Raw genomic sequence first — 25928 nt, forward strand, 5'->3', positions numbered from 1 at the left:
GATCCGGCCGCTGGAGCATTGGGTATGCGACTCGATGGCGTCCGCGTGCTCGATCTGACGCGTCACTTGCCAGGCCCGTACGCCACCCAACTGCTCGCCGACGCCGGGGCGGAGGTCGTCAAGATCGAGGACACCGCCACCGGTGATCCGACCCGCTGGATGAGTTTCGAGAGCGAGGGGAGCGACGGAACGCTGTTCGAGGCGGTCAATCGGGGCAAGCGAAGCGTCGCGCTCGACCTCAAAACCGACGCGGGGCGCGAGGCGTTCTTCGAGCTCGCGAGCGATGCCGACGCGCTGATCGAGGGGTTCCGGCCGGGCGTCACCGAACGCCTCGGCGTCGACGACGACTCGGTTCGCGAGCACAACCCCGAGATCGTCTACTGCTCGCTGTCGGGCTACGGACAGACCGGGCCGTACCGCACCCGTGCGGGCCACGATTTGAACTACGCCGCCTTTTCGGGCCTGCTCGACATGACCCGTGCCGACGAGAGCGCGACACCACAGGTGCCGGGCGTTCCGGTCGGCGATATGGCCGGCGGGCTCTTCGCCGCGTTCTCGATCGTCGGCGCGCTCTGTTCGCGCGCGCTCGGCAACACCGACGGAGAGTACCTCGACATCGCCATGACTGACGTGTTGCTCTCCTTTTCGCAAGCGCTCGCGCCCGACGCGCTCGCGGGCGAGACGCCACGTCCCGGGAAGACGGCTCTCACGGGCGAGTTGCCGTGGTACGGGATCTACGAGACTGCCGACGGAAAGTTCGTCTCGATCGCGGCGCTCGAACCGCCGTTCTGGAACGCGTTCTGCGAGACCGTCGGCCGGGAGGACCTCGTCGAGACACACATGACGGACGACGCGGCGACGCGTGCGGCGCTGCGCGAGGAACTGACAGAGCTGTTCGCCGCGAAGACCCGCGACGAGTGGGCCGAAACGTTCGCGGACAGCGACGCAACCGTCGAGCCGGTTCGCACCCTGCCGGAGGCGCTCGACCATCCACAGACCGACTCGCGAGGGATCGTCGAGCGGACGCAGTGGCCACAGCGGATCGGCTTTCCGGCGCGGTCGTCCGATCACGCTGACCCGGCAGCGGGCGTTCCGGGACACGGTGCACAGACCGGGGCGGTCCTCCGCGAGGCGGGCTACACCGATCGCGATATCGCGGAGCTGCGCGAGTCAGGGGCCGCGATTTTCGGCGAGTGATCAGGGACCGTCCACGCCCGATGGCCGGCGATCGAGCAGCATCGTCCTATCGAGGTCGTCGAAACTCGTGTGGCCCGTGAGCGCGAGCGTCAGATCGAGATCGGCACGGAAGTTCTCGAGGACGGTTCCGACGCCGGCCTCGCCGTCGAGTGCCAGTCCGTAGGCGTAGGGTCGCCCGAGCAGGACGGCGTCGGCTCCGAGCGCGATCGCCTTCACGGCGTCCGCACCGCTGCGGATCCCACTATCGAACAGGACGGGTACGTCACCGACGGCATCGACCACGCCCGGAAGGGCGGTGAGTGCGCCGATCGCGCCATCGACCTGCCGGCCGCCGTGGTTCGAGACGATCACGCCATCGGCACCGCATTCGACGGCCCGTTCGGCATCGTCCGGGTGGAGCACGCCCTTGACGAGCAGGGGGAGGTCGGTCTCCGTACGGAGGCTCGCCAGATCGTCCCAAGTGAGTGAGGGGTCGCCGAAGATATCGATGAACTCCATGAGCGCCGTGCCCTCGTTCTCCTCGGGCGGGACGTCGAGGCGCTCGCGGAAGGCCGGGTCGGAGAAATAGTTCGCCACGCCCTCGCCGTCGAGGAAGGGGAGATAGCCCTGCTCGATGTCGCGCTCGCGCCAGCCGAGCAGGGGTGTGTCGAGCGTGACGACGATCGCATCGTAGCCGGCGTTCTCGGCGCGCTCGACGAAGCTGCTCGCGATGTCGGGGTCGGCCGACCAGTAGAGCTGGAACCACTTCGGGGTCTCCCCCAGCTCCTCGGCGACGTCCTCCATCGTGTACGACGACGCCGAACTGAGCACCATCGGGACGTCGTGATCGGCCGCGGCCCGCGCGACCGCGAGTTCGCCCGCCTCGTGGATGATCGAGAGCGTGCCGAGCGGGGCGAGCAGGACCGGGAGATCGAGTTCGGTCCCGAAGAGATCGACCTGGAGGTCCCGTTCGGCGACGTCACGGAGCATTCGCGGGACGATCCGCCAGTCGGCGAACGCGTGGCGGTTCTCGGTGATCGTGTCCTCGGTGCCGGCCCCGCCGGCGACGTAGGCCGCCGCCTCGTTGCTCATCGCGGCCATCGCTCGCCGTTCGAGCTCCTCGTACCGAACCGGATGCTCGGGCGGGTCGTCGGCGAGCATCCCCGACGCGTAGACGTTGCACTGGCGGTGTTCGCCGTAGGGTTCCGAGGGGTCGTCACTCATGCGAACGCCTGGCACGGCCGACACAAGTAGTTTCACCCGTCGTCGATACCGACCAGATCGACGATTTCGAGCGGATCATCGACGCGATACGTGACGGCCGGATCGTCGGGGGTGGCCTCGCTCGCACTGCCCCCGAACGCGACGGTGTCGATACCCGCCCGCGCCGCGCCCTGCATGTCGTTCTCGTAGCGATCGCCAACCATCAGCGCCGCGGCGGGTTCGACGCCCGCCTTTTCGAGCGCGGTCTCGAACATCGCCGGGTCGGGTTTCGTCCGGTCGACCTCCTCGGAGGTCGTCACCGCGTCGAGCCGGTCGGCGACGCCGAACTGCGAGAGCAGCGCCTCGCCCTCCCAGGTGTCGATGTCGCTCACGATGCCCTGGTGGACGTGGGTTTCGAGCCGGCGGATCGCCGCAACGGTTCCCGCAACCGGTTCGAGGTTCTCGCGGGTCGCACGCCTGAAGGCCGGCAGCCACTCCTCTTCGGGCAGTTCGTGGCCGACCATCGCCGTGACCGCGTGCTCGTAACCGACCCGCGCGCTGCGGAATTCGGTGCCCTCGCGCGTGCTGAAGTGCGATCCCAGTTCGTCGCGCCACGTGGCGAGCGCTTCCTCCCTATCGAGCTCGTGCTCGTCAGCGAGCGTCCCGACGAACGCCCGATGGCCCGCACGGACCGAGCCGAGATCGAGGATCACGCCGCCGATGTCCCAGAAGACCGCCTCGTAGTTCATGCCGATGCCACTCGGCGGCGCGACGAGTGTCTTCCGACGACGGAGAAACGTTACCGGTGGTAACTAAGCGATACGCACCGACAATCGATGGTGGTGCCAGTATTTATTAGGATGCCATCGGTAACGATCGATGTGATGGGAACCACCACGCGGAGGCGGCGATGACGACCGAGCAGTTCAGCGTCGACGGCGACACGGCGCTCGTGACGGGCGCGTCGAGCGGTATCGGGCGCGCGATCGCCGAGCGCTTCGCGGCCGATGGGGCTGATGTCGTGATCTGCTCGCGCGAGCAGGAGAACGTCGATCCCGTGGCCGAGGGGATCGAAGAATCCGGGGGATCGGCGCTCGCCGTCGAGTGTGACGTGCGCGACCGCGAGTCCGTCGAGGCGCTCGTCGAGGCCACCGTCGCGGAGTTCGACGGACTCGACACACTCGTCAACAACGCGGGCGCGAGCTTCATGGCGAACTTCGAGGGGATCTCCGAGAACGGCTGGAAGACGATCGTCGACATCAACCTCCACGGGACCTACCACTGCACACAGGCCGCTGGCGAGGTGATGCGCGAGGGCGACGGAGGGACGATCATCAACTTCGCGAGCGTCGCCGGCCAGGAGGGTGCACCCTTCATGAGCCACTACGCCGCCGCCAAGGCGGGCGTCGCGAACCTCACCTCGACGCTCGCCTACGAGTGGGCCGACGACGGGGTGCGGGTCAACTGCATCGCGCCGGGGTTCGTCGCCACCCCGGGCGTGGCGAGCCAGATGGGCGTCACCGCCGACGAGATCGATCGGGAAGAGGTAGATCGCAAGATCGGCACGAGTGAGGAGATCGCCGACGTCGCTCAGTTCCTCGCGAGCCCCGCCGCGTCGTATCTCACCGGCGAGACGATCACCGCACGGGGCGTGCCGGACATCATGGAATCGCCAGAATGAGCGACGCCGCCGATCGCGACGTGTTCCTCCCGGTGGGTGCACAGCCGAGCATCGACGCGCTCTGCGAGCAGGCCGAACGCGCCGAGGAACTCGGCTACGATCGGGTCTGGCTGCCCGAGACGTGGGGTCGCGACGCAGTGACGGTGCTTACCTCGATCGCCCACCGGACCGACGAGATCGGCATCGGCACGTCGATCGTCCCCATCTACTCGCGCTCGCCCGCGCTGCTCGGCCAGACCGCCGCCACGCTCCAGGAGGTCTCGGACGGGCGCTTTCGGCTGGGTCTCGGCCCGTCGGGACCGATCGTCGTCGAGAACTGGCACGGCGTCGACTACGGAAATCCGCTCCGCCGGACGCGCGAGACCGTCGAGATCGTCAAGGAGGTGCTCACGGGCGAAGAGGTCGACTACGACGGCGACTACTTCGATCTCTCGGGCTTCCGGCTGCGCTGCGAGCCACCGGAGCCCGCGCCGGCGGTCGACGCGGCCGGGATGGGTCCGAAGAGCGTGGAGCTCGCCGGGCGCTTCGCCGACGGCTGGCACGCGCTCATGCTCACCCGCGAGGGGATTCGCGAGCGTCTCGACGACCTCCAGCGTGGGGCGGCGCTCGCGGACCGCGACCCCGACGACGTGCGCGTGACGCTCTCGCTGACCTGTGCGGCGCTCGACGACGGCGAGCGCGCCCGCGAGTCCGTCCGCCAGCATCTCGCCTTCTACGTCGGTGGGATGGGAACGTTCTACCGGGACAGCCTCGCACGGATCGGCCACGAGGACACCGCCGAGACGATCTACGAACACTGGCAGACCGGCGATCGCGAGGCGGCGATGGCGGCCGTCGACGACGAGCTCCTGGACGCGATCGCGGTCGCCGGCACGCCCGAAGAAGCTCGCGAACGTTTCGGACGGTTCGCCGCCATCGATGGCGTCGATCGCGTCTCGGTGTCGTTCCCGCGCGACGCGACGCTCGACGAGATCGAGGCGACGACCGCAGCACTCGCTCCCTGAACAGTCCAACTCAGGCTGTCCTCCATGGAGCAGTCAGTCGGTGTCGATCGGTTCGTGGACGATCCGGTAGCCGTCGTCGGTCGCGGTCACGTCCTCGATCGCGTGGAACCGCAACGAGCGTTCCTGTTTCGTCGTGACGGGGAAATCGTAGTGGTCGGCCTCGTAGGCGAAATCGTCGACACCGTGTCCGTCGACGAACGCGCGGTGATCGTCGAGGCGCGTTCTCGCGATGGTCCGTGAGAGCGCGGGGGCGTCGTCGACGCGCTCGTCGAACGCCTCCGCGAACGCCGCCGCGCGCTCGGAACCGATCGAGTCGCGCGCGGCGGCCATCGCGGCGAGGCTCGTCGTGCCCGTCCCCCAGAACGGATCGAGAACCGTCTCTCCGACGACGCTATACATGTTGACGAGTCGATACGGGATCGTGAACGGGTAGGCCGCCGATCGATCCCGGCGGTCGTCGCCGTCGAGCGTTTGATGCTCGCCGGTGACGTCCGTCCAGAGGTCCGAAAACCAGCGATTTCGCTCCTCCCAGAAGTAGGCCGACTCGTAGCGTCGCTCCGCGTTCGGCTCGAACTGCCGCGTCCCGCCGTTGCGAAAGACCAGAATGTACTCGTGTTCGAGCGTGACGTAGGCGTTCGGCGGAACCATGCCGCTGCCCATGAACTTCGCGCCCGAGTTGGTCGGCTTCCGCCAGAGGATCTCGGGGAGGGGCTCGAACCCGCGCGCTTCGAACGCGTCGATAATCCGGGAGTGGTTTCCCCAGACGCGAAAGCTCCCATCGATCTTCCGCGTCGCGTCGCCGACGTTGACGCAGGCGATGCCACCGTCGACGAGCACGCGCGCGAGTTCGTCCCAGACCGCGCCGAGCTGATCGTGCATCAGCTCGAACGCCCCGCGCCCGTCGCCGGTGTCGAGCCGATCGCCGATGTCGGGGTCGAGTTCGGCGAACAAGTCGTCCCACATCTCGATCATCGGATACGGCGGCGAGGTGACGACGAGTTCGACGCTGTCGTCGGCGACCCCGTCGAGCTGCCGTGAATCGCCGACGACGACGCGATGGCTGGTCTCCATTGGCGATAGCCACCACGCCGTCGGTGAAAACGTCCGCGGAGATCGAATCTAAAGTATCAGGCCGCGAGCTTCTCGGCGAACTTCTCCCGCACCTTCTCGATCTTCGGCTGTGCGTGGATGGAGCAGTAGGCGTCGTCGGGGTTTTTCTCGTAGTAATTCTGGTGCTCCTCGCTGGCCTCGTAGAACGTGTCGAGCGGTTCGACCTCGGTGACGACGTCGTCATCGTAACCACCCTCCGCGTCGAGCGCGTCGACGTAGGCCGCGGCCTTCTCCTGTTGGTCGTCGCCGTGGGTGAAGATCGCCGAGCGGTACTGGCTGCCGACGTCGGGGCCCTGTCGGTTCAGCTGGGTCGGATCGTGGACGGTGAAGAACACGTCCAGGAGGTCCTCGTAGGCGATGTGCTCGGGGTCGTATTCGATCTGGACGACCTCCGCGTGGCCGGTGGTGCCCGAACAGACCTCACGGTAGGTCGGGTTCTCGGTGTGACCGCCCGCGTAGCCCGAGGTCACGTCGAGCACGCCGTCGAGCTCCTCGACGGGGGCCTCGATACACCAGAAGCAGCCGCCGGCGAGCGTCGCGCGTTCGGTTTCGGTTGCCATACGCTCGATTGGGCGTGCTCGGGGGAAAACCCATCGGCCCGGTCGGGGTGAGGTATTTCACCACGGGCCACGATGGATCGATGATGAGTGACTACACCGGCGCGGAGCTGTTCGTCGACGCGCTCGCCGACTACGGTGTCACGCACGTCTTCGGCAATCCCGGAACGACCGAGCTCCCGGTCGTCCACGCCCTCGCCGACAGCGAGATCGAGTACGTGCTGGGGCTCCACGAGGACATCGCGGTCGGGATGGCCGGTGGCTACGCCCAGACGCGCCGGTATCATGCCCACCACGACGACTCGATCAGCCCGCTCGGCGTGGCGAACCTCCATCTCGCGCCGGGGCTCGCCCACGGTCTCGGCAATCTCTACGCCGCAAAGGTCGCCGGTGCGCCGCTGCTGGTGACGGCCGGCAACCACAGTTTGGACTTCCGCCACGAGGAACCGATCCTTTCGGGCGATCTCCTCAGGATGACCCGACAGTTCTGTAAGGACAGTCAGGAGATCCTCGATGTCGAGGCGATTCCGACGATGGTCCGCCGGGCGGTGCGGACGGCGCTCACGCCGCCGACGGGACCCGTCTTTCTGGGACTCCCGTTGGACACGATGCTCGCCGAAACCGACGCCAGCCCCGAGCGACTCGGACCGATTCCCACGGCGGGGGGCGGCGACGCAGCGAGCATCGAACGTGCGGTCGATCTTCTGATCGAAGCCGATGCGCCGGTGCTGGTCGTCGGCGACCACGTGGCTCGGGCGGGCGCGGACGCGGTCGCGGCGGCCGTCGATCTGGCCGAGACGAGCGGCGCGCGCGTCCACGGCGAGATCCTCCTCTCGGAGGTCGACTTCCCGATGGATCACGAGCAGTGGGTCTCGCCGATCCCGCCGGACGAGGAGCTCGCCCGGACGCTGTTGAGCGCCGACACCGTGGTTTTCGCCGGCTGTTCGACCAACACGACGCTGACGCGCCACGAGGGCGACCTCGTCGCCAGCGACACGACCTGTATCCATCTGAGTGACGCGATCCACGAGATCGGAAAGAACCAGCCCGCCGACGCGGCCGTCGTCGGCGACCCCGGTGACGTGATGGACGAACTCGCCACCCGACTTCGCGAACGCCTCGACGACGAACAGAAGGAAGAACGGCTCGATACGGTGCGCTCGGTGAAAGAGATGGTCGAGGGGCAGCTGGCCACGATGGGCGAGGGCGACGAGGACGACCCGCGCGCCTCGAAAGCCGAACTCGTCGATGCGCTCGAAGCGGCCGCACCGGACGCCTACATCGTCGATGAGGGAATCACCGCGAAATACGCGATGCTGACGCGCTGGCCGCTCCAGCCCGAGCAGTACATCTCGAACAAGGGCGGCGGACTTGGCTACGGACTTCCCGCATCGGTTGGCGCGGCGCTCGCCGAGAGTCAGCGCGAGAGTCCACGAGACGTCGTGGGGTTCGTCGGCGATGGCTCGTATCTCTACTACCCGCACTCGCTCTACACCGCCGCACGATACGACCTCGATCTCACAGTTGTCATTCCCGACAACAGAAATTATCGGATCCTGAAGGACAACACGCTCGACGTGATGGGTGGCGAGGAAGACGAGTACGACTGGCAGGACATGGAGTTCGATCCGCCCGTCGATATCCCGACGAACGTCGAGAGCCACGGTGCGCGCGGTCAGCTCGTCGAATCGCCCGAAGAGATCGCCCCTGCCGTTGAGGAAGCACTCGACAGGGACGGTCCGGACGTGCTCGACGTGCTGGTCCACGACTGACCCGACGGAAAGCATTTGCCGGGCGTCGTACCATCGTTAACAATGCGGAAGGCGATTCTCGTCGTGCTGTGCGCAGCGGCGGTCGTCCTCGCCGGCTGCAACGGGATCGCGCTCGGCGGTGACGAAACCCCGGCCCGGACGGTGACGCCCGCGGCCGTCCCCACCGACGAGCCCACGCCGACGCCCGTGCCACGGCTCGCGCCGGGCCTCACCGAGAGAGGTGTGACCGACGCGTTCGCGCTCGGTGAAGCCCACGCGTCTGTTCTCGGCAACGCCTCCTACACCCTGAACGGGAATTTCTCCGTCGAATACGCGAACGGGACCGCCTACAATCGGGGGACGACCGATGCCCGACTCGCGGCCAACAGCAATCGGTACTACGTCCGGCAAAACGCCTCCGGGCTGCTCTTCGGTGACGGCGCATTCGTCAGGGCGATCTGGTCGAACGGCGAGCGCGTTCTCGTGGCCGACACGGCGAACGACAGTACGTCGTACGAATCCCCGCGGAACGTCGAAGGCGAGTCGGTGCCACCCCGGGAGGCACTCTCGATCGATCCGACGAAGCGCCAACAGCTGTACGCCTATCTCGGCTCGGTCGAGACCCGCGTGACCGGGACCGAGACGCGAAACGGAACGACGATCCATCGCGTCGAGTCGACGAACGTGATGAACCCGGCCGCCTTCGAGGTCCAATGGACTGACCCACGGGACCTCTCGCTCGTCGCATTCGTCGATTCGCGCGGGCTCGTCCACGAGTATCGACTCGATTACACGGCGTCGCTCGATGGCACTCCCGTCGACGTTCGCCGACACGTGCGCTACACGGACTTCGGAAACACCACCGTCGAACGCCCGCCGTGGTACGGCGAAGCCATCGCAAACGTTTCGACCGTTACGACGACTGCTGGTTGAGATTCAATCGATCCGCAGACGCTCGCCCTCGGCGGTTTCGGGAAAGATCTTGCCGGGGTTCAGCGTGTCCTTCGGATCGAGCGCCCGCTTGATCGCGCGCATCGTCTCGACGCTACCCTCGCCGTGTTCAGCGACCATGTACTCGCGCTTGCCCCGGCCGACGCCGTGCTCGCCGGTCGCGGTGCCACCGAGTTCGATGGTCCGCTGGACGACGGCATCGGAGATCTCGCGGCCGGCTGCGAGTTCGTCCTCGTCGTTCGGATCGACCAGCACGTTGTAGTGGACGTTGCCGTCGCCGGCGTGGCCGAACGTCGTCACGTCGAGGCCGTGCTCGTCGCCGCGCGCCTTCGCGTAGCGGACGATCTCGGGGAAGTGGCTGATCGGAACAGTAACATCACCGGGTTTGGCCGGGCGACGCGGCGGATCGTAAGCGATCATGGCGTTCGCGAGGTTCCGTCTGGCGTCCCACAGCTCGTCCATCTCGTCGCCGGCGGCCATCTCGAAGCGGTCGGCGTCGTGCTCTGCGAAAATTTCGCGGCACGCCTCGATCTCGGCCTCGACGTGGTGGTTCGCGTGGAATTCGAGGAAGACGGTCGGAACGTTCGGGAGGTCGGTTCCGGAGTAGGCGTTGGCGATCTTCGTGCTCAGCGGGTCGATGAGCTCGATCGTCGCCACGTCGACGCCGGCCTGCATCGTCGCGGCGATCGCCGCAGCGGCCGCGTCGAGATCGTCAAAGGTCGCCCGCCCGCCACGGATCTGTTTCGGTCGGCGGGCGAGTTCGAACGTTACGCGCGTGACGACCGCGAGCGTCCCCTCGCTGCCGATCAGGAGATCGGTCAGGTTGTAGCCGCTCGAAGTCTTGACCGCCTGACCACCGGTCTCGATCACCGTGCCGTCGGCCAGGACGGCTTCGAGACCGAGCACCCAGTCGCTCACCTCGCCGTATTTGACCGTCTTCGCGCCGCTGGCATCGTTCGCGACCATCCCGCCCACGGTCGAGATGTCGCCCGACTGCGGCAACGGGGGCAAGAACAGTTCCTCGTCGGCGACGGCCTCGTTCACCGCCGATCCGAGCACGCCAGGCTCGACGGCGATCTGGAAGTCCTCCGGCCGGATTTCGAGCACTCGATCCATCCGGGTGCAGTCCATGCTGATGCCCTCGAAGGCCGGCAGTGCGTTCCCCTCCAACCCCGTGCCCGCCGCGTACGGCGTCACCGGCACCTCGCGTTCGTTGGCCGCGGCGAGCACCGCGCTCACCTCCTCTGGGGATTCGGGCCAACAGACCGCGTCGGGTCGCACGCGCTCGTCGTCGGGGGTTCCCCAGTCACCCGCGTGGCCGTCGCGGTCGTCGTCGCCGAACGACATCTGCCCGTCCGCGAGGTGGTCGGTGAGGAACGAACAGTCGTACGCCATGTGTTGGCTTCACGGGTGGCAGGGATAAAACTCCGCTCCGAGTGGGATGCACCGATGATTCCCGACCACGCCCGTCGTTTCGGCTGGCTGTCAGAGGAACGTGATCCGCAACACATAAATTATCCTATTATCTCATCTGTGTTCTGGCTGAAAAATCATGGTATATTTTATTACCTTTCAACATATATCGATAGTACGGTCGATCACGGATGCGGAACGCTCCCGTACGATCGGCCGCTACGAACCATGAACCATGCATACACGCTCGAAAGCACAGTGCTACAGCTACAGGTCCCACAGTTCCTCCAGGAGACTGTCGCGGGCATCATCGCGTTCCTGCCGGTGCTTCTCAGCGCCATCGTCGTCCTGCTCGTCGGCTGGATAGTCGGTCGGCTCCTCGGTGCCGTCGTCACCCGCGTCGTCGAGGGGATCGGCCTCTCGGAGTATACACAGGGGACGCCGCTCGAACAGGACGATCGCGGCGACGGCGGTATCGCGGGCGCGCTCGGAAAGCTCGTCAAATACATCGTCTATTTCTACGCCGCACTCGCCGCATCGGACATCCTCGGCATCGCGATCCTCTCGCAGTTGCTCTCGGACATCGGCACGTTTCTGCCGGTCATCCTCTCAGCGGTCGTCGTTCTCGTCATCGGGTTCGTCGTTGGACGGATCGTTGGCGGCATCATCGCGGACGTCGTCGGCGGGTTCAACCTCGGGAGCTACTTCCACGACACGCCGCTCGAACGGGTTACGCGGTCGGCCGGCGGCATCGGCGGCATCGTCGGCACGCTCGTCGAGTACTACATCTACTTCCTCACGCTGCTCACCGCGGCGGGTATCCTGCAGATCCCGGCGCTGTCGCGGCTGTTGAACGACTTCGCCGGGTTCGTTCCGGCGCTCATCGGCGGGGTGGCCGTCCTCATCGTCGGCGCACTCGCCGCGGAGTTCGTCGAGGACGTCGTCGCCAGCACCGACGGGAGCCGGCTGACGGATCTCGTCGGCCTCGGGGTGAAACTGTTCGTCTACTACCTCGCCATCACCATCGCGCTCGACACGATGGGTTTCGATGCGACTGTGCTCACGACGCTGTTCACCTCGTTCGTGACCGCCTTCTTCGGCGCGCTCGCGGTCGCTCTCGCCCTCGCCATCGGTATCGGTCTCGGCTGGGGCAGCAAGGACTACGTCGCCGAGAACATCGACGATTGGCTGTCGAGCGCGCGCAGTAGTGCCGACGATCTCACTGAGGAGGGTGGGACTACCGGAACTCGCGGTACCGACGACCGGGACACGTTCGACGACGACACGCGGGGCGGTTCCGGGCCGAGTGGCACGGGCGACCCCGACGTCTGAACCCGTTCGCACAACGACTTTTTACCCGTTCCGGCTCTGTTCGCGGCATGGCTAGCCTGCTCGGCGACTACGACCGCTCGCGGATCCCGGTCTGGCTCCTGGCGGTCGTCTTCTCGCTCGCGCTCTCGTTCATCATCTGGCGATATATCGGGACGTTCGTTCTCGGACTGTTCGTCTACTACATCACGCGCCCGATCCACCGTCGGCTCGCCGATCACATCCCGACGTCGAGCCTCGCGGCGGCGGTCTCGCTGTCGACGGTCGCGCTGCCGGTGATCGTGCTCATCGGCTACACGCTCTACGTCGGGACGTTTCAGCTCGCCGATATCGCCGAGAGTGCGAACCTCCAACCCGTGCTCGACGCACTCGAACCGTACGTCGAGAACGCTGGCGTCGGCACCGAGCCACAGGCCGTCATCAGCTCGGCGATCGAGAACCCACAGCAGTTCCTGAGCGGCGGCGTGATCGACGCGATCACCGAGGCTGCGACGCCGCTGTTCGCGTATCTCGGCGCGTTCGGCAACGCGCTCATCCACCTGTTCGTCGTGCTGGCGCTCGCCTTCTACCTCCTGCGCGACGACCACAAGCTCGCGGCGTGGTTTCGCAGCCAGCTCGCCGGCGACGGGACGCCAATGTACGCCTACCTCGACGCGGTCGATCGCAATCTGAAGACGATCTACTTCGGTAACATCCTGAACGCCTTCTCGACGGCGATCCTCGCGGCGATCTCGTACAACCTGCTCAACGCCGTCAGCCCGGCCGGCGTCGCCGTGCCCTCGCCCACGCTTCTGGGACTGCTCACCGGCGTCGGCAGTCTCGTACCGGTCATCGGCATGAAGATCGTCTACGTCCCGGTCGCGCTGTTGCTCGGCGTCGAGGCCGTTCTCGTCAGCCCCGCACTGCTCTGGTTCCCGCTCGTCTTCGCAGCCGTTTCGCTGGTCATCGTCGATACGATCCCCGACCTCGTGCTCCGACCCTACGTCTCCGGCCGGGATCTCCACACCGGCTCGGTGATGATCGCCTACATCATCGGTCCACTCCTCTTCGGCTGGTACGGACTCTTCCTCGGGCCGCTGTTGCTCGTGCTGTTCGTTCACTTCGCCCGCATCCTCCTGCCGGAGCTCATCCGTGGCGAACCGCTCACCGCACGGGCGACGGCGGGCAACCCGCTCCACCCGTCCAACGAGCTCTCCGTCCCTGAACCGGAACCGGTCGATCCGACGGACGAGTCGGACGCCGAGACCGATGGCGCAGGGCCTGCCGACGACGAGTCGTCACGATCGCTCGACGACGGGACTGGAAATAGGGAATAAACCACGCCCGGATGGTTTATCCGGGTAGACCCCTAACCATCGGTGATGAAAGCCGTAGAAATCACCGAATTCGGCGACAGTGACGTCATCGAGACGACCGAGCGCGAGGTCCCGGAGCCCGGCGACGGCGAGGTCCGTGTCGCCGTCGAGGCAGCGGGGATCAACTTCGCGGACATCATGCAGCGCCGTGGTCACTACGTCGGTGGTCCGGAGCCGCCGTACGTGCCGGGCATGGAAGCTGCCGGCACCATCGATGCGGTCGGCGACGGCGTCGACCGCGAGGTCGGCGAGCGCGTGGTCGCCATGACCGACGAGGGCTACGCCGAGTACACCACCGCCGACGCCGCCGGACTGTTCGACATCCCGGAATCGATGAGCTTTCCCGAAGCAGCGGGCTTTCCCGTCCAGTTCCTGACCGCCCACAACACGCTGTTCGAGTGGGGTGGGTTGGAAGAGGACGAGCGCGTGCTGATTCACGCGGCCGCGGGCGGCGTCGGGACCGCCGCGACACAGCTCGCGAGCGAGGCCGGCGCGGAGGTCTTCGGCACCGCGAGCACGCAGGAGAAGCTCGATCTCGCCGAACGCCTCGGGCTCGACCATCCTATCAACTACACCGAGACCGAGTTCGCCGAAGCGGTGAACGACGCTACCGACGGCGAGGGCGTCGATCTCGTTCTCGACGGGATCGGCGGCGACACCACGACTGACAGCCTCGACTGTCTCACCCACTTCGGCCGGATGGTTTCGTACGGTGCCGCGAGCGGCGAACCCGGCTATCCCGACACGAGCACGCTGCTGTTCAACAACTTCACCATCCAGGGCTACCATCTCGGCCAGTCGATGCAGCGCGCCCCCGAGCGCGTGCTCGATGCCGTCCCGCATCTGACCGAACTGCTCACGAACGGCGAACTCGAAGTGGTCGTCGGCGAGACGTTCCCGCTGGCCGAGGCCGCCGATGCTCACGAGTACATCGAGAACCGGAAGTCGAGCGGCAAGGTCGTTCTCGAACCCTAATCGACCGGTAGCACGCTCGTGTCGATCCCATCGCGCCGCCCGTCGAGAACCGAAAACCGCTCGCCGCGCCGGCGTTCGAGCCAGTAGAGCAGTCGTTCGGCCCACACGAGTTTCCGTTTCTTCATCGGAGCCACCGATTCGTCGTCGAAATCCCAGCCGACGAACTGCAAACTACTCGCCCCGCAGTGATCGGCCAGGAAGGCCGCGCGATCCCCATCGGTGAACCCGCCGAGGTTCACCACCGGACCGGCTGGCGCGGCTTGGGTCGTAGCGAGCACGTGCTCGATATCGAGGGTCGGTACGATTTCTTCGACCAGCGGACCGTTGTCGCCGTGGGCGTGGACCGCGACCGGCGTGCCCGCTGCCGTGAGCACCCGTACCGTCTCCGGATTCTTGTCGAGATCGGTGATCATGCAGTCGACGGCGATGCCGGCTTCCTGGAGACGGTCGACGGCGGTCGAGGCGGCGAACACGCTGCCGTCCGTCGTGTCGGCCGCATCGAGATCGGTTTCGAGCGATGGGCCGGCCCCGGCGATCACGACCGTCTCACCCGTCACGTCGAGTCGATCGAGGTCGAACGGGCCGACGAGATCGGCGAGGCGGTCGCGGACGTGCTCGTCGCTTGCGCGGTCGAAGCCGAAGTCGGCGAGAATCGCCCCGTAGACTGGTTCCCACGTGGTGAAGTTCATCGCAGCGCAGCTCTGTCGCCGAGTGTGTCACCGATGCGGGCCGCATCGCGGGTCTCGGCGACGTCGTGGGTGCGGATCACGTCCGCACCGCGCTCGACGGCCAGCGCCGTCGCGGCGAGGCTCGCGGGCAGTCGGCCGTCCGTCTCGCGGCCGACGATCTCGCCGAGGAAGTTCTTCCGGTTGATCGAGACCAGCATCGGGCGGTCGATGGCTCCGAACGCCGCGAGCCGGCGGAACGTCTCGCGGTCGTCGTCGAGGGTTTTGTCCTCGCTCCAGCCGCCGAAGGCGGGATCGATGATCGTCTTGCCGGTGAGGTTCTCGGTGAGCGCGTCGTAGATGTCGTCGACGTCCGCGAGCGCGCCGGGCCGTTCGAGATCCGGCGGACTGGCCATCTTCACGACCGCCGCGTCGTGCGCCTTGCAGACGCGAGGTAGTTCGGGATCGGCGAAGCCACAGACGTCGTTCACCATGTCGAAGGTCGCGTCGAGCGCCGCCGCGGCGACCTCGTGATATCGAGTCTCGATCGAGAACACCGCCTCCCCCGTGACGCGCTCGATCGTCTCGATGGCCGTATCGAGTCGCTCGCGCTCCTCGGCGGCCGAGAGCACCTCGAAGCGCTTGTTCGCCGATTCGAGCCCCACGTCGATGATCTCCGCGCCCTCGTCGATGAGCTCGTCGACGTAGGCGGCGGCGTCGGCGGGGTCGGCGAACACGCTCGGCTCGTAGGGTGACTGGTCGCTGACGTTGAGCACACCCATGATCCGCGCTGGGTGTCCGTCGCCGATCGGGAGACCGGCGGCCTCGACGGTCTGCATGGTCGAACGTTGGCGAGCGTGGGCAAAAGCGACCCGTTCGAGGGACGCGCGACTTTTAGGCACAACCGTCGTATCCGGGGTATGGGCAAGGTCAATATCGCGCTGCGCGGCTGGCGGTTCGACGAGTCGGCGGTGTTCACCGACGACGGTGATATCAAACCGATCGACGAGATGGAACCGACGACCAGAGAGCGCATCGTCAGGCTTCGCCAGCTCATCGACTCCCCGTGTCACGCCTGCTGGCTCATCCACGGCGACAGCGAGCTCGACGCCTGCAACGACGCGGCAGCCGTCTACGGCGAACCGCTGAGCGAGGTCGTCCTCTGCGAGGAGCACGAACCCGACTTCCGCTACTGGTTTCGTGAGCAGGGCGGGGCCGACCACCGCGGCGAGCCGGCGCTTCAGGACGCCTTCCACGAGTGGTTCGCCGACGGCGGGCGTGCACCGGAGGAGTACGAACCGGTCGAGCACGTCGACACCGACCCGACGGCGGTCCCCTCGGTGTCAGGCACGGGATCGGCGGCCGATGCCGAACAGGAGGCCCAGAGCGTGGACCTCGACAGCCTCGACATCTGATGGGGGTCGCCGTCGCCGTCGTCGATGCCGAGACGCCGGGCAACGTCGGGACGATCGCGCGGGCGATGAAGAACTTCGGGTTCGGTAGTTTGCAACTCGTCGACCCGCCCGACCTCGATCCCGACGGCGAGGCCTACGGGTTCGCCGGTCACGCCCGCGAGGACGTCTTGCCGAACCACGACGTGCTCACGTTCGACGAACTGGTCTCGGAGTTCTACACGGTGGGGTTCACCGCCATGACCGGCCGTGACGAGGGGCGACACGTCCGCTATCCGTTCAAGACGCCCGCCGAGCTCGCCGAGCACCTCGCGGATGTCGAGGGCGACATCGCGCTCGTCTTCGGGCGCGAGGGCACAGGATTATCGAACGAGGAGTTCGCCCGCATCGACGAGGTCTGTTCGATCCCGGCCAGCCCCGACTACCCAGTTCTCAATCTCGGCCAGGCGGCCACGGTCGCTCTCTACGAACTTCGAGGGCTCACACTCGACGAGATGCACCATCCCGATCGCCACGATCGGGCCGACGAGCGCGCGCTCGAAGGGCTGTACGACCAGTTCCAGTCGTTTCTGGCTGCCATCGACCGACCGGAGGAAAAACGCGCGAAAACCGAGCGCATGCTCCGGCGCGTGCTCGGGCGCGCCCACCCGACGGGGCGGGAGGTCACGACGCTGCGCGGACTGTTCCGCCGGGCGGAGATGCAGATCGACCGTGCACGAGACGAGGAATCGTAGTCGGACCGATCGTAGTCGAACCGACGCCGACTACAGATCCGGCGTCGCTTGCGGTTCGGTCTCCCCGTCGTTGATGACCAGCGTGTTTTCGACGAGGTTGCCGTGTGCGCGCCGGAACCGTTCCGAGAGCGCCTGATGGGAGATATCGAGCTCGTCGGCGAGATCGGCGACCGAGAGATCGCGCGGCACCTCGTAGTAGCCGTGCTCGAACGCCGCATCCAGCGCCTCGGCCTGCTCCTCGGTGAGGCCGAAGCGGGCGTGACGTTCGTTTTCCATCGCGTAGATGGCCTCGACATCGATCTCGATGTCGTGTTCCTGGCAGAAATCGTACGTCCGTGACAGCGCATCGCGGTCGGGAAAGAGCAGTCTGAGCTGCCAGCGTCCCCGCTCGCTTTCGGCGTTCAGCACGGTCGCCTGCTCTTCGAGAAGCGCGTGGACGACGAACTGGACGCGGGCGATCCACTCCATCCGGTAGAGCCACTCGCCATCGAGATCGGAGAGTCGCTCGACGTTCTCGACGCTCGGGTCCGACGCGAAGGCGTCTTCGAGCGCTTCACGATCGGACGCGCTCGCCCAGACGAACGGCATGACGCGGTCGACGTCGTGGGCGACGACCCGCTCGACGTCGAAGGTCGCCTCGGGCACGCGCTCGATGGCCTCCCCGAGTGCGAACGTCTCGGCAGCGACCGATAGTTCGCCGATGGTGCTCATTCACCCAGTCGTGGGCTACGCGGCGGAATAACTATTTCCCTCCTCGATCGAGCACGAGTATCGAACCCGTTCTGTTGAAGTGTCCGAAGCCAATATACTGGGCAATGAGTGAGGACTTCTACTCGGTACTCGGCGTCTCGCGCGACGCCGGCGAGGACGAAATCAAACAGGCCTATCGCAAGCAGGCCGCCGAGTACCACCCCGACGTCTCCGACGACCCGAACGCCGACGAGAAGTTCAAACAGGCGAAGAAGGCAAAGGAGGTGCTCACCGACGACCAGAAACGCCAGGCCTACGACCAAATGGGTCACGAGCGCTTCGAGCAGGCCGAAAAACGCGGCGGGTTCGACGGCGGCGGTGCGGGGCGGGGCGGCGGGATGGGCGGCATGGGCGGTGCCGGCGGCGACCCGTTCGGCGGCATGGGTGGCGGCGGGATGGGCGGTGGCGGGCTCGGCGACATCTTCGAGCAGTTCTTCAACGGCGGTGGCGGTCGCGGCGGCGGTGGCCAGAGCGGCCCACGCCAGGGCTCCGATCTCAGAACCGACCTCTCGATCGAACTGGAGGAGGCCGCCGCGGGCGCAGAAAAGCAGTTCACCATCACCCGCCCCGAGACCTGCCCGGACTGTGAGGGATCGGGCCATCCCGAAAGCGCCGACGCCGAAACCTGCCCGCAGTGTGACGGCCGCGGCCAGACGACACAGGTCCAGCAGACCTCGCTCGGCCGCGTCCAGCAGACCCAGACCTGTCGGCGCTGTGGCGGCGACGGCACACTCTACTCCGAGGACTGTTCGACCTGCGGCGGCGACGGCCACGTACGCAACGAAGCCAGCCTCTCGGTCGAGGTCCCCCCTGGCATCCGCGACGGCCAGACCCTCCGGATGGAGCGCGAGGGCGCACCCGGCGAGAACGGCGGGCCCAATGGTGATTTGCTCATCGAGATCAGCGTCCGCAAACACCCCGAGTTCGATCGCGAAGGCAACGATCTCGCCCACCGCGCGGCCATCTCCTTCCCCCAGGCGACCTTCGGCGCAACCATCGAAGTACCCACGCTCGACGGCACCGTCGAAATGGACATCCCTGCCGGCACTCAGAGCGGCGAGACCTTCCGCCTCGAAGGGAAGGGCATGCCCCGCCTGCGCCGCCGCGGCACCGGCGATCTCTTCGTCCGCACGCAGGTCATCACCCCCGACGAACTGAACGAGGACCAGCGCGACGCGCTCGAAGCGTTCGCCGAGGCCGGCGGCGAGGAGATCGAGGTCGAGGAAGGGTTTTTCGAGAAGCTCAAACACTCGCTCTAGAACCCACTTTTTTACTCCTCGGGTGCGCTCGCTTTGCTCGCGCACCACTCGTCGCAAAAACCTGGACTAAAAACTCCCGCTCACTCGGCCTTCGGCCTCGCTCACGGTGAACCGCGCTCGCTGCTCACGGTTCACTTCGTTCACCGTTCGCTTTCCGAGGTTCTCCCTCCGGTCGAACCTCGCTTCGCTCGCGCGGACACGACTGCTCCACAACCGCACAGCACGCCTCCGCCGAAGCCCTCGGCGCGCGCTCCCTTCGGTCGCTACTCACTCGCTTCGCTCGCTCGCGCCCCTCGCCCTTCATCCACCAGGACCGCACCGCGGCCGCGTAGCCGGCAGGCGCACGGCGAGCCACCGAGTATAACCGTCGGCGAGCGCTGGTATCGACATGGCAGAGACAGAACCCGCCGTCGAGACGTTTCTGGACCGTGCGGACGCGGTGTTCGAGGATTACGAGAACGGTTACGTGGACCCCGATGCAGCGCTGTCGACGCTCGAATCACACGTCGACACGCTGCGCGAGGATCTCGAATCGTAGCGAAAACCTGAACAGTTATCGCATTTCGGGCCGCGAGTAGAGACATGACGGACTTCTCGAACCGGGTCGAATCGGTCGCCATCAGCGGCATCCGTGAAGTGTTCGAGGCGGCCGGCGGCGACGCCATCAACCTCGGCCTCGGACAGCCCGACTTCCCGACGCCCGATCACGCACGACAGGCCGCCGTCGACGCCATCGAGAGCGGCGCGGCCGACGGCTACACCTCGAACGCCGGCATCCCCGACCTCCGTGAGGCGGTGAGCGACAAACATGCTCGGGACAACGATCTCGATGTCGATCCGGACGAGATCATCGCCACCGCCGGCGGGAGCGAGGCACTCCATCTCGCGATGGAGGCCCACGTGAGTTCGGGCGAGGAGGTCATCGTTCCCGATCCCGGCTTCGTCTCCTACGCCGCACTCACTCATCTCGCGGGTGGCGAGCCCGTTCCGATCGAACTCCGCGAGGATCTCACGATGAGTCCCGCGGCGGTCGAGGAGGCGATCACCGACGATACCGCCGCGTTCGTCGTCAACAGCCCCGCCAACCCCACCGGGGCCGTCCAGAGCGAAGAGGACATGCGCGAGTTCGCCCGGATCGCCGACGAACACGACGTGCTCTGCATCTCGGACGAGGTCTACGAGCACATCGTCTTCGAGGGCGAACACCACAGCCCCATGAAATTCGCCGAAACGGACAACGTCGTCGTGGTGAACGCCTGCTCGAAGGCCTACTCGATGACCGGCTGGCGGCTCGGCTGGATCGCGGCGAGCGAGCGCCGCACCGACCGCATGCTCCGCGTCCACCAGTACGTCCAGGCCTGCGCGAGCGCGCCCGCCCAGTACGCCGCCGCAGCCGCCCTCTCGGGCCCACAGGATCCCGTTCACGAGATGGTCGATGCCTTCGAGCAGCGCCGTGACGTCCTGCTCGACGGGCTCGCCGACGCGGGTCTCGACACGCCCACGCCCGAGGGTGCGTTCTACGCGATGCCCGACGCGCCGGAGGGCTGGGTCGACGAATGTCTCGACCGCGGCGTGGTCGTCGTTCCTGGCGAGGCCTTCGGCAACGGCGGCGAGGGGTACGCCCGCATCTCCTACGCGACGGGCATCGAGGAGCTCAAAGACGCCATCGAGATCATGGGCGACGCCGCGAACGCGGTTCGCTGACACCGCTAACGCTCCGCCGGACGGGCAAATTTCCCGTAATATGTCGTGATCGGTACCGAACGCTACATCATAATATATTACTCGCGTCCGTGTTAATGTCTGTGTAATGGTTCATCGAACAGACCGAACGAGAGTCTCCGTGTGTCATCGAGAACAGCCACAGCGGAACCGTCCCGATCGAGTCCGGCCGATGTCCGGTGGTTGTCGATGAATATCGCCGACCGGTTGCTCAACGCCGAGCGCGAACACAGCACCTTCGTCTACGTCATCGCCGCCATCGCCGCTCTCAACGGGCTGTTGTTCGGCTTCGATATCGGCGTCATCTCCGGTGCACTGCTCTACATCGACCAGACGTTCACGCTGTCGCCGTTTTTGGAAGGGGTCGTCACCAGCAGCGTGCTCGTGGGAGCGATGATCGGCGCGGCGACCGGCGGGAAACTGGCCGATCGATTCGGCCGTCGTCGGCTGACGCTCGCGGGTGCGGCCGTCTTCTTCGTCGGCTCGTTCGGGATGGCGCTGTCGCCGACGATCGAGTGGCTCGTCTTCTGGCGGGTCGTCGAGGGTACCGCCGTCGGCGTCGCGTCGATCGTCGGCCCGCTGCTGATCTCGGAGACCGCTCCCTCCGACATCCGCGGCGCGCTCGGCTTCCTCCAGCAGCTGATGATCACGATCGGCATCCTCCTGGCGTACGTCGTCAACTACGCCTTCGCCCCCGAGTTCCTCGGCATCACCGGCTGGCGCTGGATGCTGTGGTTCGGCGCGGTGCCCGCCACGGTGCTGGCGATCGGGACCTATTTCCTGCCCGAGAGCCCGCGCTGGCTCATCGAGCACGACCGGATCGAGGAGGCAAAGAGCGTGCTCTCGCGCATTCGCGACACGGACGACGTCGACGATGAGATCGATAACGTCCGCGAGGTCAGCGAGATTGAGGAGAAGGGTGGCCTCTCGGATCTGCTCGAACCGTGGGTTCGCCCGGCGCTCGTCATCGGCGTCGGCCTCGCGGTCATCCAGCAGGTCAGCGGCATCAACACCGTCATCTACTACGCACCGACGATCCTCAACAACATCGGGTTCAACGAGATCGCCTCGATCGTCGGGACGGTCGGCGTCGGCGTCGTCAACGTGCTGCTGACGGTCGTCGCCATCCTTCTCGTCGATCGTGTGGGCCGGCGGCCGCTGTTGCTCGTCGGTACCGCCGGGATGACTGTGATGCTCGGGATACTGGGCCTCGGCTTCGTCCTGCCAGGGCTGTCGGGCGTCGTCGGCTACGTGACGCTCGCGAGCATGATCGGCTACGTCGCCTTCTACGCGATCAGCCTCGGCCCGGTGTTCTGGCTGCTCATCTCGGAGATCTATCCGCTTCGCATCCGCGGGACCGCCGAGGGCGTCGCCAGCGTGTTCAACTGGGGTGCGAACTTCCTCGTCGCGCTGACCTTCCTCCCGCTGATCAACAGGCTCGGCGAGGGGCTCTCGTTCTGGCTGCTCGGCGGGTTCTGCCTCCTCGCGTTCGTGTTCATCTACGCGCGCGTTCCCGAGACGATGGGACGCTCGCTCGAAGAGATCGAGGCCGACCTCCGCGAGAGCGCCATCGTTGGCTCTGACAGCGAGGAACGCCCGGAATCCGTGACGAACGACTGAGATCGCTTCGGTCACAACCGTTCGTAAGAGCGGCCCACATCGCCCGACGTGACGGGTCGACGACTGCCCATACAACTATGTGATTGACAGTTCTAGTGTGGGCATGGCTATTGCACGGCACGGCGACGGGATCGGTGGTGAGTTCGCCGCGCTTGCCTCGCAGGTCCACCCGGTGTTCATGCTGCCACCGCTCGCCGCGTCCTGGTTCGGCGCGGTGCTCGCTCCGTCGCTTCTGCCGCAGGTGGCGTTCGTCCACATGCTGGCGATGTTCTTCGCAGTCTACACCGCCCACGTCAAGGATGGCTACGTCGATTTCTACCTCCGTAGCGAGGACGACGACCACCCGCTGACGTTGGCGGGCTGTCGCCTCGGACTCGCACTCTCGACGACGGGCTTCGCGCTCTGTACCGGCTGGCTCTGGCTCGCCGTCGGGCCGGGTGCAGCGATTGTGACCCTGCCGACGTGGTTCATCGCCTACCTCCACGCACCTCAGCTCGACACCAACCCGATCGGCGCGACGCTCGGCTATCCGCTCGGCATCGCCCTCGCGATCGTCGGCGGCTACTACGCACAGACCACGACGATCTCGGCCCCGCTGCTCGCCTTCGCGGCGGTCTTCCTCGTGCTCCTCTCGGGGATCAAGGTCATCGACGACGCGAAGGACTACGACTACGATCGTTCGATCAGCAAGCGCACCGTCGCGGTGGCGCTCGGTCGCGAGCGGGCCCGCCGGAGCGCCCACGCTCTCATCGGGCTCGCACTCGTGGGCGTGCTCGCCGGTGCGTTCCTCGAACTGTTCCCGCCGAGTACCGCCCTCGCCGCTGCCGCCTTCGGCGTCGTCGCGCTCGCTACCCGTCGGTTCGAACCTCAGCGCGCGACCGAACTACTCATGCGTGGCTCGTATCTGTTCCTGGCGCTGCTCTTTCTCGCCGTACTCGTCCGTCCGCTGTCGTGAGTCGGTCGCCGGCATCTCCCGTTCCGGGGGGAGTGTGCCCGCTGAGAAACAGTTGGTTCGGCTGTCGCTCCTCGATGGAGCCCCGAAACTCCATCAGTTGGCGGTACTCACGATCTTCACCACGTCACCCTCTTCGAGTTCGTGATCGTCGCCGATCCGCCGATCCGAGCGCGCGTCCACGGCGTGGAGATAGCCGTCACCGATGTCCGAGTGGACGGCGTAGGCGAGATCGAGCGGCGTCGAGCCGCTCGGCAACAGGAACGCGTCCGGTAGGACGTTGCCCTGGCCGTCGGTCCACTTCGTCTCGTTCTGGACGGGATACACAGTAATATTGTCGAGCAGGTCGTAGACGGCCGTATCGAGTGCTCGCTGAACGCCGGTGCCGCCGTGGGTCGCCATGAGGTCGCGCAACTCGTCGAGCTGCGTGCGCTGGGCGTCCGTGAGCTCGCCAGCGACCGAGAAGTCGGGGTCGCCGGGATCGTAGTCGATGGCCCCACCCTCGACGCCACGGCGGAGCGCGAGTTCGCCCTCGGCGCTCGCCGGGATCGTCTCGGCGAGCTCCTGAAGCCGTTCGACGTTGCCTGTGGGCGCGATATCGGCTTTGTTCGCCACGACGACGAGCGGTTTCGTGCGCGCACGGATGTCGCGGGCCAGTTCGCGCCGATGGTCGTCGGTCCACTCGCGCGGATCGGCGGGGTAGTCGAGTTCGCGCAGCGTCGCAGCGATCGCCGCCTCGCTCGCGCCGACGCCGGTGAGCATCTCCGCGAGCGATTCGTCGATATCGAACCCCGGGGATCGGGACTGGCGCTCGACGGATTCCCAGTTGCGCGCGATGATGCCCGCAAGCCAGCGCTCGATCTCCTCGGTGACGAAGTCGACGTCCTCGGCGGGATCGTGGGCACCGATCTCGACTGGTTCACCCTCGGCGTTCGTCCCGCCGGAGGCGTCGACGACGTTGAGGATGACGTCGGCGCTCGTGAGTTCGTCGAGGAACTGGTTGCCCAGTCCTCGTCCTTCGTGTGCGCCCGGCACCAGCCCGGCGACATCGAGCAGCTCGATCGGGACATAGCGTGTGCCGTCGTGGCAGTCGTCGTCGCCACAGCGCTCGTCACGTGCGAGACATGGACAGTCGGTACGGACGTGCGAGACCCCGTGATTCGGGTCGATCGTCGTGAACGGATAGCCCGCGACGTCGACGTCGGCCATCGTCGCCGCGGCGAAGAACGTCGACTTGCCGGCGTTCGGCTTGCCAGCAAGCGCGAGCGAGAGCATGGCTCGATTACTCGGCCGATGTGAAACTGCCTTTCGATTCGTCGAGTTCGGCCCGCTCGTCGGTCGATTCCGCCCGTTCGTCGACCGACTCGTCACTTTCGTCGCCGTCGGCCGGAGCGGGGGCAGCGAGGTCGTCGCGCCCCTGGACGATGGTCATCTCGCCGCGGGTGCGCATCGCTCCCTCGACGACCGCCCCCTCGTGGAGGCGCAGTTGTTCGCAGGCGATATCGCCACGGACGTGGGCTCCTGCGGCGATCTCGACCGATCCACCGCGGGTCGTCACGTCGCCGTGTACAGTAGTGCCCCGCTCGACGGTGATCGATTCGCGTGCACGGAGACTGCCGAACAGTTCGCTGTCCTCGCCGACGACGATCGATTCGGCACGGAGGTTGCCGTGGAGCCGACAGTCGTCGCCGACCCGAGCGGGCGTCGAGACGCGCCAGGCGTCGTCGCCGACGGTGGCGTTTTTCGGAACCACGACCGGCTGTTCGTCGTGGCCCTCGAACACCTCCGAGAGCACGTCGTCGGCCATCTCCTCCTCGCCGAGTCTGAGGAGATGGGTGAGATACGTAAAGAGGAAGACGAGCGTCGGCACCGGGTTGCGGATGACGATCCAGCCGTTGGCGTCGAACCCCTCCGCGATCTCGACGTCGTCGCCGATGTCGAGGTCGCCGGCGACGACGAGCTGGCCGTCGATCTCGGCGCGCTCGCCGATGTAGGCGTTCTCGCCGACGAGGACGTTGCCCGAGACCGTACACCACATGTCGAGCCGGCAGTCGGAGCTGGCCTCGATATCGCCCTCGAAGGAGACCTGCTCGCCGGCGACGACGTTCCGGCCGCGCACGCCCAGGGAGATCGTGCTCTGGGTGCCGACGATCACGTCGACGTCGGTCACGATGGCGTGTTCTTCGACCGTCGTCCCGTCTGGCACGACGAGTTCGGAAAGCGGGTCCGAGCGAAACGACACACCGTCGATCCGGGGCCATCGCTAATAAATCCCGCCTCCCGTCACGAACGCGAGCGGCTTTTATCCG

General features: G+C 66.5%; 25 protein-coding genes. 15 read left to right on the forward strand and 10 right to left on the reverse strand.

All coding sequences use genetic code 11. The features are described from left to right. Positions 1-24 precede the first annotated feature (24 nt). Positions 25-1197 (forward strand): CaiB/BaiF CoA transferase family protein, encoded by a 1173-nt coding sequence (locus C448_RS04385; RefSeq protein WP_004052100.1) that lies wholly within the window; start codon positions 25-27, stop codon positions 1195-1197. Here the strand turns inward: C448_RS04385 and C448_RS04390 are convergent, their stop codons facing one another. Beyond that, complete coding sequence (locus C448_RS04390) at positions 1198-2400, reverse strand: alpha-hydroxy-acid oxidizing protein (RefSeq protein WP_004052101.1); 1203 nt, start codon at positions 2398-2400, stop codon at positions 1198-1200. It abuts the gene before it with no gap. A gap of 32 nt (positions 2401-2432) precedes the next feature. Continuing rightward, positions 2433-3128, reverse strand: a complete 696-nt coding sequence (locus tag C448_RS04395; protein ID WP_004052102.1) for an HAD family hydrolase — start codon at positions 3126-3128, stop codon at positions 2433-2435. A gap of 161 nt (positions 3129-3289) precedes the next feature. On the opposite strand from C448_RS04395, the gene C448_RS04400 reads away from it, so the two are divergent. Next, complete coding sequence (locus tag C448_RS04400; RefSeq protein ID WP_004052103.1) at positions 3290-4060, forward strand: SDR family NAD(P)-dependent oxidoreductase; 771 nt, start codon at positions 3290-3292, stop codon at positions 4058-4060. Then, positions 4057-5064 carry a TIGR04024 family LLM class F420-dependent oxidoreductase gene (locus C448_RS04405; RefSeq protein WP_004052104.1) on the forward strand — a complete coding sequence of 336 codons (1008 nt, stop codon included), beginning with the start codon at positions 4057-4059 and terminating at the stop codon, positions 5062-5064. Before C448_RS04400 ends, C448_RS04405 begins: the two co-directional genes overlap by 4 nt. A 33-nt stretch (positions 5065-5097) precedes the next feature. Here C448_RS04405 and C448_RS04410 read toward each other — a convergent pair whose 3' ends face one another. Together C448_RS04410 and msrA are read right to left on the reverse strand one after the other, a co-directional pair. Then, positions 5098-6135 carry a DNA-methyltransferase gene (locus tag C448_RS04410; RefSeq protein ID WP_004052105.1) on the reverse strand — a complete coding sequence of 346 codons (1038 nt, stop codon included), beginning with the start codon at positions 6133-6135 and terminating at the stop codon, positions 5098-5100. A 56-nt stretch (positions 6136-6191) separates the two neighbouring features. Next, positions 6192-6734 carry a peptide-methionine (S)-S-oxide reductase MsrA gene (msrA, locus tag C448_RS04415; protein ID WP_004052106.1) on the reverse strand — a complete coding sequence of 181 codons (543 nt, stop codon included), beginning with the start codon at positions 6732-6734 and terminating at the stop codon, positions 6192-6194. Positions 6735-6814: 80 nt separating this feature from the next. On the opposite strand from msrA, the gene C448_RS04420 reads away from it, so the two are divergent. Further along, a complete protein-coding gene (locus C448_RS04420; protein ID WP_049916050.1) occupies positions 6815-8503 on the forward strand; it encodes a thiamine pyrophosphate-binding protein in 1689 nt (562 codons plus the stop codon). Between the two features lie 42 nt (positions 8504-8545). Next, positions 8546-9415 carry a DUF7537 family lipoprotein gene (locus C448_RS04425; protein ID WP_004052108.1) on the forward strand — a complete coding sequence of 290 codons (870 nt, stop codon included), beginning with the start codon at positions 8546-8548 and terminating at the stop codon, positions 9413-9415. A gap of 3 nt (positions 9416-9418) precedes the next feature. On the opposite strand, the gene C448_RS04430 is transcribed toward C448_RS04425, so the two are convergent. Beyond that, on the reverse strand, positions 9419-10828 hold the full coding sequence (locus tag C448_RS04430; RefSeq protein ID WP_004052109.1) for an FAD-binding oxidoreductase: 1410 nt from the start codon (positions 10826-10828) through the stop codon (positions 9419-9421). A gap of 276 nt (positions 10829-11104) precedes the next feature. Here C448_RS04430 and C448_RS04435 point away from each other — a divergent pair, with 276 nt between their 5' ends. From C448_RS04435 to C448_RS04445, 3 genes are read left to right on the forward strand one after another with little or no spacing between them, the layout of a single operon-like run. Next, entirely contained in the window at positions 11105-12178 is a 1074-nt protein-coding gene (locus tag C448_RS04435; protein WP_239640521.1) for a mechanosensitive ion channel family protein, read from the forward strand. A gap of 47 nt (positions 12179-12225) precedes the next feature. Next, on the forward strand, positions 12226-13491 hold the full coding sequence (locus C448_RS04440; protein ID WP_004052111.1) for an AI-2E family transporter: 1266 nt from the start codon (positions 12226-12228) through the stop codon (positions 13489-13491). Positions 13492-13536: 45 nt separating this feature from the next. Next, positions 13537-14505: a quinone oxidoreductase family protein gene (locus C448_RS04445; RefSeq protein ID WP_004052112.1), complete on the forward strand. Its 969-nt coding sequence runs from the start codon at positions 13537-13539 to the stop codon at positions 14503-14505. Here the strand turns inward: C448_RS04445 and C448_RS04450 are convergent. Further along, positions 14502-15194: a 6-hydroxymethylpterin diphosphokinase MptE-like protein gene (locus C448_RS04450; protein WP_004052113.1), complete on the reverse strand. Its 693-nt coding sequence runs from the start codon at positions 15192-15194 to the stop codon at positions 14502-14504. The genes C448_RS04445 and C448_RS04450 overlap by 4 nt on opposite strands. Next, positions 15191-16009, reverse strand: a complete 819-nt coding sequence (gene folP, locus C448_RS04455) for a dihydropteroate synthase (RefSeq protein ID WP_004052114.1) — start codon at positions 16007-16009, stop codon at positions 15191-15193. The genes C448_RS04450 and folP overlap by 4 nt, the downstream gene beginning before the upstream one ends. Before the next feature lie 81 nt (positions 16010-16090). Here folP and C448_RS04460 point away from each other — a divergent pair, with 81 nt between their 5' ends. Together C448_RS04460 and C448_RS04465 are read left to right on the forward strand one after the other, a co-directional pair. Beyond that, the gene (locus C448_RS04460) at positions 16091-16585 is read left to right on the forward strand and encodes a hypothetical protein (RefSeq protein WP_004052115.1); all 495 of its coding nucleotides are present in this window, start codon (positions 16091-16093) and stop codon (positions 16583-16585) included. Further along, positions 16585-17316 (forward strand): RNA methyltransferase, encoded by a 732-nt coding sequence (locus C448_RS04465; RefSeq protein WP_004052116.1) that lies wholly within the window; start codon positions 16585-16587, stop codon positions 17314-17316. Before C448_RS04460 ends, C448_RS04465 begins: the two co-directional genes overlap by 1 nt. A 30-nt stretch (positions 17317-17346) precedes the next feature. Here the strand turns inward: C448_RS04465 and C448_RS04470 are convergent, their stop codons facing one another. Further along, positions 17347-18027: a helix-turn-helix domain-containing protein gene (locus tag C448_RS04470; RefSeq protein ID WP_004052117.1), complete on the reverse strand. Its 681-nt coding sequence runs from the start codon at positions 18025-18027 to the stop codon at positions 17347-17349. A gap of 104 nt (positions 18028-18131) precedes the next feature. On the opposite strand from C448_RS04470, the gene dnaJ reads away from it, so the two are divergent. From dnaJ to C448_RS04490, 5 genes are all read left to right on the forward strand, one after another. After that, entirely contained in the window at positions 18132-19325 is a 1194-nt protein-coding gene (gene dnaJ / locus C448_RS04475) for a molecular chaperone DnaJ (RefSeq protein WP_004052119.1), read from the forward strand. A 388-nt stretch (positions 19326-19713) separates the two neighbouring features. Continuing rightward, complete coding sequence (locus C448_RS16250; protein WP_004052120.1) at positions 19714-19863, forward strand: hypothetical protein; 150 nt, start codon at positions 19714-19716, stop codon at positions 19861-19863. A 44-nt stretch (positions 19864-19907) separates the two neighbouring features. Continuing rightward, positions 19908-21029, forward strand: a complete 1122-nt coding sequence (locus tag C448_RS04480) for a pyridoxal phosphate-dependent aminotransferase (protein ID WP_004052121.1) — start codon at positions 19908-19910, stop codon at positions 21027-21029. Between the two features lie 207 nt (positions 21030-21236). Continuing rightward, positions 21237-22667 carry a sugar porter family MFS transporter gene (locus tag C448_RS04485; protein WP_004052122.1) on the forward strand — a complete coding sequence of 477 codons (1431 nt, stop codon included), beginning with the start codon at positions 21237-21239 and terminating at the stop codon, positions 22665-22667. A 103-nt stretch (positions 22668-22770) separates the two neighbouring features. Then, on the forward strand, positions 22771-23622 hold the full coding sequence (locus C448_RS04490) for a UbiA family prenyltransferase (RefSeq protein ID WP_004052123.1): 852 nt from the start codon (positions 22771-22773) through the stop codon (positions 23620-23622). Between the two features lie 93 nt (positions 23623-23715). On the opposite strand, the gene C448_RS04495 is transcribed toward C448_RS04490, so the two are convergent. After that, positions 23716-24894, reverse strand: coding sequence for a redox-regulated ATPase YchF (locus C448_RS04495; protein ID WP_004052124.1), 1179 nt, complete (start codon positions 24892-24894; stop codon positions 23716-23718). A 7-nt stretch (positions 24895-24901) separates the two neighbouring features. After that, positions 24902-25861 carry a polymer-forming cytoskeletal protein gene (locus C448_RS04500; RefSeq protein ID WP_004052125.1) on the reverse strand — a complete coding sequence of 320 codons (960 nt, stop codon included), beginning with the start codon at positions 25859-25861 and terminating at the stop codon, positions 24902-24904. Between the last annotated feature and the right edge of the window lie 67 nt (positions 25862-25928).

Origin of the sequence: Halococcus morrhuae DSM 1307, assembly GCF_000336695.1 — an archaeon.
GTDB classification, from domain to species: Archaea; Halobacteriota; Halobacteria; order Halobacteriales; family Halococcaceae; genus Halococcus; species Halococcus morrhuae.